The sequence below is a fragment of the Streptomyces sp. NPDC085900 genome, assembly GCF_044540925.1.
In the GTDB taxonomy this organism is placed as follows: Bacteria; Actinomycetota; Actinomycetes; order Streptomycetales; family Streptomycetaceae; genus Streptomyces; species Streptomyces gilvifuscus.
Genome location: NZ_JBITSP010000010.1, coordinates 78,398 through 92,470 on the forward strand (window position 1 = coordinate 78,398; position 14,073 = coordinate 92,470).

The window sequence follows — 14,073 nt, forward strand, 5'->3', positions numbered from 1 at the left end:
TCAGGCCTCCTGGGGGACGGGGAGCACGGGCGTGCGGTCGGTCGCGGTGCACAGGCCCCGTGCGTGGGCGTCGAGTTCGGCCGCGAACGTCGTCATCGCGCTGCGGACCAGGCGGACGGTGCCGTCCGGGTGGTGGCAGGCGCCACGGCCCTCGACCAGGCCGGCCCAGCGGGCGACGTCGGTGCGCGCGCCGCCCTGCGGTCCGGGGGCGGCCAGCGCCCGGAAGGCGGCGGCGATACGCGGCAGCCCGTTGAGGCAGGGACCGCACTGCCCGGCCGACTGCAGGGCCAGGTAGCGCAGCACGCGGGCCGTCTCGGCCACGCCGCAGCGGGAGGCGGGAAGGGCCGCCAGGACGCCGGCGCCCATCGTCGAGGCATCCAGCGGGAGTCCGGCCGCCTCTGCCGCCGGGATCCAGCTGCCGTGGTAGCCGCCGAGGAGGACGGCCGACATGCCGTCCAAGGGGAGCAGGCGGTGCAGGGGCATGCCGAACGGGGCCTCGACCACGCGCGGCCCGCGGCCCGGCACGTGCACCGTGCACAGCGCGCTGCCCGGCTGGGCCGCGGTGCCGGCCGAGCGGAACCACTGCGCGCCGTAGCGGGCGACGAGGGCCAGGTGGGCCAGGGTCTCCACGTTCTGCACCAGGGTGGGCGCCCGGTGCACGCCCTCTTCCCGGACCGGCGGGTTCTGGTACCCGGGCAGCGCGGCGCCCCCACCGACGAACCGGGCGAGCGCCGAGGCCTGCCCGGACAGGAACCGCCCGGGCAGTCGTACGACCGTGACGGCGACCGGGTCCGCGCGGTGGGCGGCGGTCGCCTGCAGGTAGGACGCGCCCTCCTCGACCGCGAGGTACGCCTCCTCGGCGCCGACCGCCTGCGCCGCCACCTGGACGCCGTCCAGGACGAGGTGCGGCGACAGGGCCAGCAGCGTCCTGTCCTTGCGGCTGGCGGGCTCGCCCTCGGCGCCGTTGGCGACGACCACCGGGGCCCGGCCGGTGCGGCGGGCGGCCTCGGTGACCGCGGCGAGCTTGCGGTGCACGGGGAAGGCCGCTCCGCCCCGGCCGGTCAGGCCGGACGCGCTGACGGCTCTCAGCAGCGCTGCCGGATCGCCGTACGGCAGGGGGCCGTAGCGCTGTTCGTGCGTGGGCAGGTCGGCGGGGGTGCCGGCCGGGGCGAGCAGGCGCGGGGGCATGTACAGGTCGGCGTGGGTGGCGGTCATGAGCGGGCTCCTTCGGCCGTGCGGAGAACGGCGGCGGGGGTGCGGCGGGCGGCGCGGACGGAGTGGGCCACGCGGACGCCTCCGGCGGCGACGACGGCGGCCACGCAGGAGACCGTCAGCCAGGTCATCCAGTCGGTGCCGGTGTCCGTGCCGATGCCGATGCCGTGGACCAGGGCGACGGGCCAGGCGGCGTAGGCCAGCCAGTGCAGTGCCCGCCAGGCGCGGTGGCCGACGCGTTCCCGCAGCAGGCTGGTGACCAGGACGGCGAGCATCAGGTCGAGGGCGACCGTGCCGAGGCCGAGCCAGAGGGGCCGGTACGCGGAGACGAAGGGGATCAGGACGTCGGTGAGGGTGATGTTCACGTAGCCGTCGAGCACCGCGAGCGCGATGTGCAGGGCCAGGAAGGCCGTCGCGGAGAGGGAGAGGGTGCGGTGGAGGGTGACGGTGCCGAAGCGGGGGAGGCCGGGGAGTCTGCCGCGCAGGCGGACGCCGATGCCGAGGAGGACCACGGCCGTGAAGAGGACGAGGCAGACGGCGCCGGTGGCTCGGTCGGCGTACCAGAGGGTCTCGCCTGTCATGCGGCTGCCCGCCGGTGGGGGCTGGGCGCGCGGTTCCCCGCGCCCCTCGGGGGGTTCGGCCAGCCCGGAGTCGTCACGACCAGCTCTTCCTGGCTCACCAGACGCGCCGGCAAGCCCCTCCTCGTCAGCCAGCGCTCCGCGCCCGCGCCCTTCACCAGCGCCGCCGTGGTCGCCGCGTTGGCCTCGGCGCAGGTGGGGGCGGCGACGGAGACCGTGCGCCACGGGGTGCGGACCGGCAGGCCGGTGCCGGGGTCGACGATGTGGTGCAGGGTCTGGCCGCCGCGGCGCCAGTTGCGGGCGGCCGTACCCGAGGTGGCGAGGCCGCCGCTGTGCAGGCCGACCGTGGCGTACGGGCCCTCGGCGGGGCCGTCGTCGACCGGGCCGGTGACGTCCTGGACGCGGATCTGCCAGCCGCCCGCCGGAGGCTCCCCCGCGACGGCCGTGTCGCCGCCGAGGCTCACCAGGACTCCGCAACCCGCCGTCGCCGCGAGCATCGCTGCCGCCTTGTCGGCGGCCCAGGCCTTCGCCGTGGCCCCGAGGTCGAGGCGGACGCCCGCCGGGACGGTGACCGTGCCCGCCGCGCGGTCGAGGCGGACCGTGCGCCAGCCGGGAACGCGCCGCACGGTGAGCCGCACCGGGCGGTCGTCCTCCTGGACGAGGGTGAAGTCCCGGTCGTAGCCTATCGCGTCCATCGCGGAGCCGACCGTCGGGTCCACGGCGCCGTCGGTCATTTCGGCCGCGCGCAGGGCGACCCCGACGGCCTCGGCGAGCAGGGGGCTCACCCGGACCGGGCGGCCCTCGCTCGCGTCGAGGGCGACGAGTTCGGAGTCGGTGCGGAAGCGGCTGCAGGCGGCGTCGACGTCGGCGAGGTGCCGGGCCAGGAGCAGGTTGCAGGAGTCCAGCAGGGCCGGGCCGGTGACGACCAGGCGGACCGTGGTGCCGAGGGCGCGCCATTCGGTGGCCGCCGTGGTGCGGGGGTGGAGGGCGCCGCTCATCACGACGCCCCCGAGGTGGAGTCGGCGGAGCCGCTGCCGTTGGGGGCGGTGAGGCCGCCGGACGAGGAGGACGAGCTCGTACCGCTGCCGTTGCTGTCGGAGCCGCCGGTGCCGCTCGACCCGGTGCTGCTGCTCGTCGTCGAGGACACGGCGCCGGTGTCCGTGTGCATCGTGCCGATCAGCGCGAACGTTCCGGCGACGGCCGCCAGTGTGACGGCCGTCGCTGTCGCCGCCGTGCGCCGGGCCCCTCTGCGGACCGCGGCGACGGCACCTCGTTCCCTGTTCGTCATGGCCGTTCCCTCCCTGGTGACGTGCTGTCACGCACCACGGTCGGGGACGGACCTCAGAGAAGTCTGTGAGGTGCCTTCAGACACCCCAAGACGTTTCTGAGGAGTTCCTTTATGCGGTTGTGGGTGCCGCGGTCACGCGGTGAGGCGGGCGATCGCCTCGTCCACCGTCAGCTCCTCGCGCTCACCGGTCCTGCGGTCCTTCAGCTCCAGCACACCGTCGGCGGCCCGGCGGCCGGCGACCAGGATCTTCGGTACGCCGATCAGCTCGGAGTCGGTGAACTTCACACCCGGCGAGACCCCGGCCCGGTCGTCGACCAGGACGCGCAGGCCCGCGGCCCGCAGCTTCTCGGAGACCTCCAGCGCCAGCTCGGTCTGCAGCGCCTTGCCGGCCGCGACGACGTGCACGTCGGCCGGGGCGACCTCGGCCGGCCAGCACAGGCCCTGCTCGTCGGCGGTCTGCTCGGCGAGCGCGGCGACGGCACGGGAGACGCCGATGCCGTAGGAGCCCATGGTGACGCGGACCGGCTTGCCGTTCTGGCCGAGGACGTCGAGCTTGAGGGCGTCGGCGTACTTGCGGCCGAGCTGGAAGATGTGGCCGATCTCGATGGCGCGGTCCAGCTTGAGGCCGGTGCCGCACTTCGGGCACGGGTCGCCCTCCTGCACGACCACGACGTCGACGTACTCGTCGACCTCGAAGTCACGGCCCGCGACGACGTTCTTCGCGTGCGTGTGCTCCTTGTTGGCGCCGGTGATCCAGGCGGTGCCCGGGGCCACGCGCGGGTCGGCGACGTACTTCACCTTCTCGCCCAGGCCCTGCGGGCCGACGTAGCCGCGCACCAGGTCCGGGCGGCCCGCGAAGTCCGCCTCGGTGACCATCTCGACGACGGCCGGGGCGAAGTGCGCCTCGACCTTGCCCATGTCGACCTCGCGGTCACCCGGCACGCCCACGGCCACGATCTCGCCGTCGACCTTCACCAGGAGGTTCTTCAGGGTGGCGGAGGCCTCGACGCCGAGGTGGGCGGCGAGGGTCTCGATGGTCGGGGTGTCCGGGGTCGGGATCTCCTCGAGCGCGGGCACGCCGGCGGCGTCCACCGGCTTGAGCTCGTACGTGATCGCCTCGGTGTTGGCCGCGAAGTCGCAGTTGGGGCAGTCGGCGAAGGTGTCCTCGCCGGCGCCGGCCGGGGCGAGGAACTCCTCCGACTTCGAGCCGCCCATCGCGCCGGCGGTGGCGGCGCAGATGCGGTAGTCGAGGCCGAGGCGCTCGAAGACCCGCTGGTAGGCCTCGCGGTGCAGGGCGTAGGACCGGCCGAGGCCCTCGTCGTCCAGGTCGAAGGAGTAGGAGTCCTTCATCAGGAACTCGCGGCCGCGCAGGATGCCGGCCCGCGGACGGGCCTCGTCACGGTACTTGTGCTGGATCTGATAGAGGATGACCGGCAGGTCCTTGTACGAGGACGCCTGGTCCTTCACCAGCAGGGTGAAGATCTCCTCGTGGGTCGGGCCGAGCAGGTAGTCGCCGCCCTTGCGGTCCTTGAGCCGGAACAGCTCCTGGCCGTACTCGTCCCAGCGGCCCGTGGCGTCGTACGGCTCCCGCGGCAGGAGGGCGGGCAGCAGCACCTCCTGGGCGCCGATCGCGTCCATCTCCTCGCGGACGATCCGTTCGACGTTGGCGAGGACCTTCTTGCCGAGGGGCAGCCACGACCAGATGCCGGCCGCCGTCCGGCGGACGTAGCCGGCGCGGACGAGAAGCTTGTGGCTGAGGACCTCGGCGTCCGCCGGGTCGTCGCGCAGCGTCTTCGCCATCAACTGGGACATGCGCTGGACCGGTGCGTTGGCCATGGTTCTCGTACTCCTGCCGGGAAAGGGTGATGGCTAGGAGGTTAGCCGGGCCGACTGTGCCGGTGGAAATCCGTTATCGGTGGCGCAGCGGCAGGGGGGCTCCCATCACCGCGTACGGCTTGGGGGCGCTCGGGAAAAGGACGTGGCGGGCCAGGTCCTGGTAGCCGAGGGAGTGGTAGAGGCCGCGGGCCGGGCTGTCGGTGTCGATCGCGGAGAGGATCGAGCGGGGTTCGGCGGCGCCGTCGGTGATGTTCGTGATGAGCGAGCGGCCGACGCCGCGGTTCTGGTGACGGGGGTGGACGTGCAGCTCGGTGATCACGAAGGAGTCGTCGAGCCACCCCTCGTGACCGTGCGCGCGCAGGTACGGCTCCACGACCGTCGACCACCAGTGGGCGCGGTCGTTGGGCATGCCGTAGACGAAGCCGACCAGACTGCCGTCGGGCAGGGTGGCGCCGAGCGCGCGGGCCCCCGGGTAGGTCATGTGCCGCAGCACGATCTGCCGGCGCACGGCGACCTCGTCGGCGCCCAGTCCGAAGGCCACGGCCTGCACGGCGAGCGCCTCGTCGACCCGGGCGGACAGATCGAGCGGGCCGATCACGACGTCGTCGGGCTGGTGGCGATGACCGTGACCGGGAAAGTGCAGCATGCCGGGGAGACTACAGGTCTCGTACGGGGGTCGGACCAGCCCTGTGAACAGCCATTAGAAGAGAATGCTCATGAAGGCGCCGACCTCCTGGAAGCCCACCCTCCGGTAGGTCCTCCTGGCCGGTGTGTTGAAGTCGTTCACGTACAGGCTGACCACCGGGGCCACGTCCGCCAGCGCATAGCGCAGGACCGCCGCCATGCCCGGTGCCGCGATGCCCCTCCCCCGGTACTCGGGGGCCACCCAGACGCCCTGGATCTGGCAGGCCTGGGGCGTCGCCGCGCCGATCTCCGCCTTGAAGACGACCTTGCCGTGTTCGTCGAGGCGGGCGAAGGAGCGGCCGGAGCCGACGAGTTCGGCGACCCGGGCCTGGTAGAGCAGGCCGCCGTCGCCGGCCAGCGGGGAGACGCCGACCTCCTCGGTGAACATCGCCACGCACGCCGGCATGATCGTCTCCATCTCGTCCTTGCGGATGCGACGGACGTACGGGTCCGGGGCGATGTCGTCGGGCATGCGGTCGGTGACCATGAGCGGCTGGTGGGACCGGACCTCGCGGGCCGGGCCCCAACTGGGTTCCAGCAGGCGCCAGAGCTGGGTGGTGGCCTCGGCGGGGCCGACGATGGAGGAGCAGCGGCGGCCCGCGCGCCGGGCACGGTCGGCGAAGGCGCGGACGGCCCGCGGGGTCGCGCAGATCGGGACCAGGTTGGCTCCGGCGTAGCAGAGGGAGGTCAGCATGCCCTCCTCGTAGAAGCCCCACATCTCGCCGCCGAGCCGCCACGGGTCGAGGCCGGCCACCTGGACGCGGGAGGTCACGAAGGCGTTCGCGACCGGCTCGCGGTCGAGGACGGCGAGCGCGGCGTCCAGGTCGCTCGGTTCGAGCACCCGTGAGGTGGTCTGCGTCAACACGTGCGGGCCCTCACCCTGAGGTTCTGCTGATCTCCGCACTGTACCTGCGGATGCTGGGCCGTGCCGCCCTGCCTGGGTGGCCGTTGGCCGGAGGGGGGCGGTGTCGGGGGTGCCGTACCGGGGGCTGCCGCCCCCGGACCCCGCTTCGGCCTGAACGCCCTCGTCCTCGAACGCCGGACGGGCTGATGGGTGCCGGGCGGCGTCAGAGGGAAGCGAGGCTCAGCCCGCCACCGAGACCGACGGCTCGCCCGACGCCGTGCCGTCCGCCTCCATCTGCTCCGCGAGCTTCATGGCCTCCTCGATGAGGGTCTCCACGATCTTGGACTCGGGGACGGTCTTGATGACCTCGCCCTTGACGAAGATCTGGCCCTTGCCGTTGCCGGAGGCGACACCGAGGTCGGCCTCGCGGGCCTCGCCGGGGCCGTTGACGACGCAGCCCATGACGGCGACGCGCAGCGGGACCTCCATGCCGGTCAGGCCGGCGGTGACCTCTTCGGCGAGCTTGTAGACGTCGACCTGGGCGCGGCCGCAGGACGGGCAGGAGACGATCTCCAGGCCGCGCTGCTTGAGGTTCAGCGACTCCAGGATCTGGTTGCCGACCTTGACCTCCTCCACCGGCGGCGCGGACAGCGAGACGCGGATCGTGTCGCCGATGCCCTGGCTGAGGAGGGCGCCGAAGGCCACCGCGGACTTGATGGTGCCCTGGAAGGCCGGGCCCGCCTCCGTGACGCCGAGGTGCAGCGGGTAATCGCACTGGGCGGCGAGCTGCTTGTAGGCCTCGATCATCACGACCGGGTCGTTGTGCTTGACCGAGATCTTGATGTCCCGGAAGTCGTGCTCCTCGAAGAGGGACGCCTCCCACAGCGCGGACTCGACCAGCGCCTCCGGCGTCGCCTTGCCGTACTTCTGCAGCAGTCGCCGGTCGAGGGAGCCGGCGTTGACGCCGATGCGGATCGGGGTGCCGTGCTCCTTGGCGGCCTTGGCGATCTCCTTGACCTTGTCGTCGAACTGCTTGATGTTGCCGGGGTTCACCCGGACCGCGGCGCAGCCAGCCTCGATGGCCGCGAAGACGTACTTCGGCTGGAAGTGGATGTCGGCGATGACGGGGATCTGCGACTTCTTGGCGATGGTGGCGAGGGCGTCCGCGTCGTCCTGCGTGGGGCACGCCACACGCACGATCTGGCAGCCGGAGGCCGTCAGTTCGGCGATCTGCTGCAGGGTCGCGCCGATGTCGGACGTACGGGTCGTGGTCATCGACTGCACCGAAACCGGCGCGTCCCCGCCGACCGCCACGGAGCCGACCTGGATCTGCCGGCTCTTCCGCCGCTCGGCAACCCTGGTCGGAACGGACGGCATGCCGAGAGAAATCGCAGTCATCTGCTGTGCAACCCCAAGTCGTGGATCAGGATCCGGTCCCGGAACAACGGGCTCCAGGCTTCGAGATTACGGTACCGACGCAGGTCCCGAGCACTCCCCCACCTCGACCCACCCAAAGGGGGGCGGCCCGGAACCGAGGGTCCCGGGCCGCCGTGAACGACGCGTGACTAGGTGATTTTCACCGGGTTGACGACGTCCGCGACCAGCACCAGAAGGGTGAAGCAGACGAAGATTCCCGCGACCACGTAGGCCACCGGCATCAGCTTCGCCACGTCGAAGGGGCCCGGGTCCGGGCGCTTCAGGACGCGGGCCACGGTCCGCCGCAGCGACTCCCACAGGGCGCCCGCGATGTGGCCGCCGTCGAGGGGCAGCAGCGGGAGCATGTTGAAGAGGAACAGGGAGAGGTTGAAGCCCGCGACCAGCATGACGAACATCGCCAGCTGTTGGGTGGCCGGGATGTCCAGGGTGAAGATCTCGCCGCCGACGCGGGCCGCGCCGACCACGCCCATCGGGGAGTCGGGGGCGCGCTTGCCGTCGCCGAAGGCGGCGTCCCACAGGCCGGGGATCTTGGCGGGCAGGGCCGCGATGGAATCGACGGCCTCGCCGACGCGGTCGCCCATCCAGGTCAACGACTCGCCGAAGTCCTGCTTGACGATGCCGGTGGCGGCGCTGAAGCCGAGGAAGCCGGCGCTGACGTACTTGCCCTGGACGATCTGGCCGCTGGAGTCCTTCTTGGCGACCTGGTTGGTGGCGATGGTGGCGTGGAGGGTGACCTGCTCGCCCTTGCGGTCGACGACGATCGGCACGTTCTTGCCGGGGCTCTGCCGGATGAGGTCGGAGAGCTTGTTCCAGTCCGTGGTCCGCACCCCGGCGAAGGAGACGATCTTGTCGCCGGCCTTGAGGCCCGCGGCGGCGGCCGGGGAGGCCGGGTCGCCCTTCTTGCAGGTGTCGCGGTTCTCGCTCTGCGAGATCACGCACTGGGACACCGAGCTGACCGTGGTGGTCTGCTGGGAGATGCCGAAGCCCATCAGGACCGTCAGGAACAGCGCGACCGCGAGGATGAGGTTCATGAACGGGCCCGCGAACATCACGATGACCCGTTTCCAGGGGGCGCGGGTGTAGAAGAGGCGGGTCTCGTCGCCGGGCTTGAGCTCTTCGAAGGCGGCGGAGCGGGCGTCCTCGATCATGCCGCGCCAGGGCGAGGTGGAGCGGGCGGTCAGCTGTCCGTCCGGACCGGGCGGGAACATGCCGATCATGCGGATGTAGCCGCCGAACGGGACGGCCTTGACCCCGTACTCGGTCTCGCCCTTCTTCCGCGACCAGATGGTCGGTCCGAAGCCGACCATGTACTGGGGCACGCGGATGCCGAAGAGCTTGGCCGTGGACAGGTGCCCCAGCTCGTGCCACGCGATCGAGACCAGCAGGCCGAACGCGAAGACGACTATGCCGAGGATCATCATCAAGCTCGTCATGCACGCGCCTCCGCGGTCGCCGTCTGCGCTGTCAGTTCCCGGGCCCGGGCCCTCGCCCAGGTCTCCGCTTCGAGGACGTCCGACACGGTGAGCGAGGTTCCCGTGACCGGTGTGCCGTGCTCCTCCACGACCCGTGTCACGGTCTCCATGATCCCGTTGAAGGGCAGCTCGCCGGTGCGGAACGCCTCCACGCACTCCTCGTTGGCCGCATTGAACACCGCCGGGGCGGTGCCCGCGAGCTCACCCACGTGCCGGGCGAGGTTCACCGAGGGGAACGCGTCGTTGTCGAGCGGGAAGAACTCCCACGTCGAGGCCTTGCTCCAGTCGAAGGCCGGCGCCGCGTCCGGGACGCGCTCGGGCCAGCCGAGCCCGATGGCGATGGGCCCGCGCATGTCGGGGGGCGTCGCCTGGGCGATCGTCGATCCGTCCGTGAACTCAATCATCGAGTGGACATACGACTGAGGGTGCACGACCACCTCAATGCGACTGAAGGGAATGTCGTAGAGGAGGTGTGCCTCGATGACTTCCAGCCCCTTGTTGACGAGGGTCGCGGAGTTGATCGTGATCACCGGGCCCATGGCCCAGGTGGGGTGCGCGAGGGCGTCCTCGACCGTCACGTCCGCCAGCTGGGCCTTCGTACGGCCGCGGAACGGGCCGCCGGAGGCGGTCACCACGAGCTTGCGTACGTCGGCCCGGGTGCCGGCCGCGAGCGCCTGGAACAGGGCCGCGTGCTCGGAGTCGACCGGGATGATCTGACCGGGCTCGGCGAGCGCCTTGACCAGCGGGCCGCCGACGATGAGCGACTCCTTGTTGGCGAGCGCGAGGGTGCGGCCCGCTTTCAGTGCGGCGAGGGTGGGCGCGAGGCCGATGGAGCCGGTGATGCCGTTCAGCACGGTGTGGCAGTCGGAGGCGGCGAGCTGGGTGGCCGCGTCCGGGCCGGCGAGGATCTCGGGGAGCGGCTCCCCGGCGCCGTAGCGGCTCGTCAGCGCCTCGCGCAACTGCGGTACGACGTCCTCGCGGGCGACCGCGACGGTCCGGACCCGGAGCCGGTGCGCCTGCTCGGCGAGGAGGGTGACGCGGCCGCCGTTCGCGGAGAGGCCGATGACCCGGAAGCGGTCGGGGTTGCGCAGCACGAGGTCGATGGCCTGGGTGCCGATCGATCCGGTGGAGCCGAGGATCACCACGTCCTTGGGACCGCTGCCGGTCACGGGGTCGTAGACGAGGTGCGGGTCGGCGAGGGCGCGTGCTGGGCGTCGCGGGGCGGACGGGGTCTCCGGGCCGCGCCCTCGGAGTGCTGGACTGTCGCTCATCCCTCCATTGTGGCCGTAAGGACGGTGTGTGAGGACAGCGCGTCCCTCTCGTCCCCCGCACGGGGGGTCGAGAGGGACGCGCTGTCCGCGGCCGGTCAGCGGATCGGCCGGTGCACGTTGTCCTTCTTGGACGGTCCCGGGGCCGTCTCGGCGATCCACGGGCCCTCGCCGGACGGGTCGACGATGCCCTCCTCCAGCCATGCGTAGGTGCCGGACATGACCCCCTTGACCAGGGTGCGGTCGATGTCGTCGGTGTTGGTCCACAGGCGGTTGAAGAGTTCCTCGACGCGGATGCGGGCCTGGCGGCAGAAGACGTCGGCGAGCTGGTAGGCCTCGCGGCCGTGGTCGCCCTGGCTGCGCAGGAGTTCGGCGCGGACGCAGGCGGCGCTCATCGCGAACAATTCGGCGCCGATGTCGACGATCCGGCCGAGGAAGCCCTGCTTGGTCTCCATCTTCCCCTGCCAGCGGGACATGGCGTAGAAGGTGGAGCGGGCGAGCTTGCGGGCGTGCCGTTCGACGTAGCGCAGGTGCGGCGAGAGGTCGACCTCGTGCTTGAACTCGCCGTAGGAGACCGGCAGTTGCCCGGGCCCTGCGACGAGCTTGGGGAGCCACTTGGCGTAGAAGACGCCCGCGTTCGCGCCCGCCTTCGCCTTGTCCTGGAGGGACTTCTCGGGGTCGATCAGGTCGCCGGCCACGGTGAGGTGGGCGTCCACCGCCTCGCGGGCGATGAGGAGGTGCATGATCTCCGTCGAGCCCTCGAAGATGCGGTTGATGCGCAGGTCGCGCAGGACCTGCTCGGCCGGGACGGCCCGTTCGCCGCGGGCCGCGAGGGAGTCGGCGGTCTCGAAGCCGCGGCCGCCGCGGATCTGGACCAGTTCGTCGGCGATCAGCCAGCCCATCTCGGAGGCGTACAGCTTGGCCAGGGCGCCCTCGATGCGGATGTCGTTGCGGTTCTCGTCGGCCATCTGCGAGGAGAGGTCGAGTACGGCCTCCAGGGCGAAGGTGGTCGCCGCGATGAAGGAGATCTTCGCGCCGACGGCCTCGTGCCGGGCGATCGGCTTGCCCCACTGCTCGCGTGCCGCCGACCACTCGCGGGCGATCTTCAGGCACCACTTGCCGGCGGCCACGCAGGAGGCGGGCAGTGACAGGCGGCCGGTGTTGAGGGTGGTCAGCGCGATCTTGAGGCCGGCGCCCTCGGGGCCGATGCGGTTGGCGGCGGGCACGCGGACCTGGTGGAAGCGGGTGACGCCGTTCTCGATGCCGCGCAGGCCCATGAAGGCGTTGCGGTTCTCGACGGTGACGCCGGGCGAGTTGGTCTCGACGACGAAGGCGGTGATGCCGCCCTTGTGGCCCTCGCTCCTGGGCACGCGGGCCATGACGACGAGCAGGTCGGCGACGACGCCGTTGGTGGTCCACAGTTTCACTCCGTCGAGGACGTAGTCGTCCCCGTCGGGTACGGCGGAGGTGGCGAGCCGGGCCGGGTCGGAGCCGACGTCGGGCTCGGTGAGGAGGAAGGCGCTGATGTCGGTGCGGGCGCACCGCGGCAGGAACCGCTCCCGCTGGTCGTCGGTGCCGAACAGCTTGAGCGGCTGGGGTACGCCGATCGACTGGTGGGCCGACAGCAGTACGCCGATCGCCGGGCTGGCGGAACCGGCCAGTGCCAGGGCCTTGTTGTAGTAGACCTGGGTCAGGCCGAGGCCGCCGTACTTGGTGTCGATCTTCATGCCGAGGGCGCCGAGCTCCTTGAGGCCGTTGATGACCTCGTCGGGGATGCGGCCCTCGCGTTCGATCAGCGAGCCGTCGACCTTCGTCTCGCAGAAGTCGCGGAGTTTGGCGAGGAACTCCTCGCCGCGCTGGGCGGCCTCGGTGGAGGGGGTGGGGTGGGGATGGACCAGGTCGAGCCGGAAGCGGCCGAGGAACAGTTCCTTGGCGAAGCTGGGCTTGCGCCATTCCTGTTCCCGGGCGGCCTCCGCCACCTGACGGGCCTCACGTTCGGAGACTGTGGGACGTCCAGCGGACTCGGAGGGACTGGCGGACATGAGGCTCACCTCGCCGCGAATCGGGATCTTGGGCCGTTTTGGTTACCGACGGGTGCTACCCGATCGTATGTACCCGATCCCGGGCGGCCCCACCACCCCGCGCGCAGCCGTTCGGCCGAAGAGACGCGTGCAGGGGTGCGTTCCGCGATGTCGCGTCCGCGGTGCGGGTCTGCCGTGTTGCGTCCGCGGTGTTGCGTCGGAAGCCCTTACCGGGGGACTGTTCGTGCTGACCCCCACGGCACAGGCTCCCCCCGCGCGAGAAAAGCTGTCGAAGCGCTTCGACAGACTATGGACACCCACCCGCGCTAGAGCTAGTGTCGAACCACCCTCACACCCGCCCCTGTACGTCATGCGCACTGTCGAAGCGCTTCACACCGCTTGGAGGCTGGATGGTCACCCTCGCCGAGGTCGCCCAGCACGCCGGAGTCTCGGCGAGCACGGTGAGCTATGTCCTCAGTGGCAAGCGGTCCATCTCCACGACCACCCGGCAGCGGGTCGAGCAGAGCATCCGCGAGCTCGGCTACCACCCGAACGCGGGCGCACGGGCGCTGGCCAGCAGCAGGTCGAACATCATCGCGCTGATGGTCCCGCTGCGCACCGACATGTACGTGCCGGTGATGATGGAGATCGCCATCGCGGTGGCCACGACGGCCCGCACGCACGGTTACGACGTCCTGCTGCTGACCGGCGAGGAGGGTCCGGACGCCGTGCGCCGGGTGACCGGCAGCGGGCTGGCCGACGCGATGATCCTGATGGACGTCGAACTCGACGACGAGCGGCTGCCGTTGCTGCGCGGCACCGACCAGCCGTCGGTCCTGATCGGACTGCCCGCCGACACGTCCGGTCTCACCTGCGTCGACCTGGACTTCAGGGCGACGGGTGCCCTGTGCGTGGAGCATCTCGCGATGCTCGGGCACCGCGACATCGCTGTCATCGGCGAGGCGCCCGCGGTGTACGAGCGGCACACCGGCTTCGCCGAGCGCACCCTCGACGGACTGCGGTCGCGGGCACAGGAGTTGGGCGTACGGCTGCTGCACCGGCCGTGCGAGGGCGGGTACGACGCGATGGCCGTCACCCTCGCCCGCATCCTCGACGAGCGCCCGAGCACGACCGGGTTCGTCGTGCAGAACGAGTCGGCGGTCGAGCCGATGCTCGCCCTGCTGCGCCAGCAGGGCCGGGCCGTCCCCGAGGACGTGTCCGTGGTGGCGATCTGTCCGGAGCAGGTGGCCGTGCAGGCCTCGGTGCGGCTGACGTCCGTGGCCATCCCCGCGCAGGAGATGGGCCGGTACGCGGTGGAGTACCTGGTCGCCAAGCTGGACGGCCGCGGCACGGACGACGTCGTGCTGATCGCACCGGAGCTGACGGTACGGGCGAGCACGGGTCCGGCGCCCTCCGGCTCTTCCTGAGACCCG

At 71.7% G+C, this 14,073-nt stretch carries 12 protein-coding genes; 1 reads left to right on the forward strand and 11 read right to left on the reverse strand.

What is annotated here, in order from left to right; genetic code table 11:
* The 11 genes from ACIGDI_RS30450 to ACIGDI_RS30500 form a co-directional block, all read right to left on the reverse strand.
* Positions 1 to 1,215 carry an NADH-ubiquinone oxidoreductase-F iron-sulfur binding region domain-containing protein gene (locus tag ACIGDI_RS30450; RefSeq protein WP_399903250.1) on the reverse strand — a complete coding sequence of 405 codons (1,215 nt, stop codon included), beginning with the start codon at positions 1,213 to 1,215 and terminating at the stop codon, positions 1 to 3.
* Positions 1,212 to 1,793, reverse strand: a complete 582-nt coding sequence (locus ACIGDI_RS30455; protein WP_399903253.1) for a ferric reductase-like transmembrane domain-containing protein — start codon at positions 1,791 to 1,793, stop codon at positions 1,212 to 1,214. The genes ACIGDI_RS30450 and ACIGDI_RS30455 overlap by 4 nt, the downstream gene beginning before the upstream one ends.
* Complete coding sequence (locus ACIGDI_RS30460; protein ID WP_399903256.1) at positions 1,790 to 2,788, reverse strand: FAD:protein FMN transferase; 999 nt, start codon at positions 2,786 to 2,788, stop codon at positions 1,790 to 1,792. Before ACIGDI_RS30460 ends, ACIGDI_RS30455 begins: the two co-directional genes overlap by 4 nt.
* Positions 2,788 to 3,078 (reverse strand): hypothetical protein, encoded by a 291-nt coding sequence (locus tag ACIGDI_RS30465; protein WP_399903259.1) that lies wholly within the window; start codon positions 3,076 to 3,078, stop codon positions 2,788 to 2,790. The genes ACIGDI_RS30460 and ACIGDI_RS30465 overlap by 1 nt, the downstream gene beginning before the upstream one ends.
* A gap of 132 nt (positions 3,079 to 3,210) precedes the next feature.
* A complete protein-coding gene (locus ACIGDI_RS30470; RefSeq protein WP_390629822.1) occupies positions 3,211 to 4,914 on the reverse strand; it encodes a proline--tRNA ligase in 1,704 nt (567 codons plus the stop codon).
* Positions 4,915 to 4,987: 73 nt separating this feature from the next.
* A complete protein-coding gene (locus ACIGDI_RS30475; protein WP_399903262.1) occupies positions 4,988 to 5,560 on the reverse strand; it encodes a GNAT family N-acetyltransferase in 573 nt (190 codons plus the stop codon).
* 54 nt (positions 5,561 to 5,614) lie between these two features.
* The gene (locus tag ACIGDI_RS30480; RefSeq protein WP_200705018.1) at positions 5,615 to 6,463 is read right to left on the reverse strand and encodes a GNAT family N-acetyltransferase; all 849 of its coding nucleotides are present in this window, start codon (positions 6,461 to 6,463) and stop codon (positions 5,615 to 5,617) included.
* Positions 6,464 to 6,682: 219 nt separating this feature from the next.
* Positions 6,683 to 7,840, reverse strand: a complete 1,158-nt coding sequence (gene ispG / locus ACIGDI_RS30485; RefSeq protein ID WP_272177400.1) for a flavodoxin-dependent (E)-4-hydroxy-3-methylbut-2-enyl-diphosphate synthase — start codon at positions 7,838 to 7,840, stop codon at positions 6,683 to 6,685.
* 167 nt (positions 7,841 to 8,007) lie between these two features.
* Positions 8,008 to 9,300 carry a M50 family metallopeptidase gene (locus ACIGDI_RS30490; RefSeq protein WP_399903836.1) on the reverse strand — a complete coding sequence of 431 codons (1,293 nt, stop codon included), beginning with the start codon at positions 9,298 to 9,300 and terminating at the stop codon, positions 8,008 to 8,010.
* Positions 9,301 to 9,308: 8 nt separating this feature from the next.
* Positions 9,309 to 10,622: a 1-deoxy-D-xylulose-5-phosphate reductoisomerase gene (dxr, locus tag ACIGDI_RS30495; RefSeq protein WP_399903267.1), complete on the reverse strand. Its 1,314-nt coding sequence runs from the start codon at positions 10,620 to 10,622 to the stop codon at positions 9,309 to 9,311.
* Positions 10,623 to 10,717: 95 nt separating this feature from the next.
* Positions 10,718 to 12,661, reverse strand: coding sequence for an acyl-CoA dehydrogenase family protein (locus ACIGDI_RS30500; RefSeq protein WP_399903270.1), 1,944 nt, complete (start codon positions 12,659 to 12,661; stop codon positions 10,718 to 10,720).
* A 389-nt stretch (positions 12,662 to 13,050) separates the two neighbouring features.
* On the opposite strand from ACIGDI_RS30500, the gene ACIGDI_RS30505 reads away from it, so the two are divergent.
* Positions 13,051 to 14,067: a LacI family DNA-binding transcriptional regulator gene (locus ACIGDI_RS30505; protein WP_272177397.1), complete on the forward strand. Its 1,017-nt coding sequence runs from the start codon at positions 13,051 to 13,053 to the stop codon at positions 14,065 to 14,067.
* Positions 14,068 to 14,073: the final 6 nt, after the last annotated feature.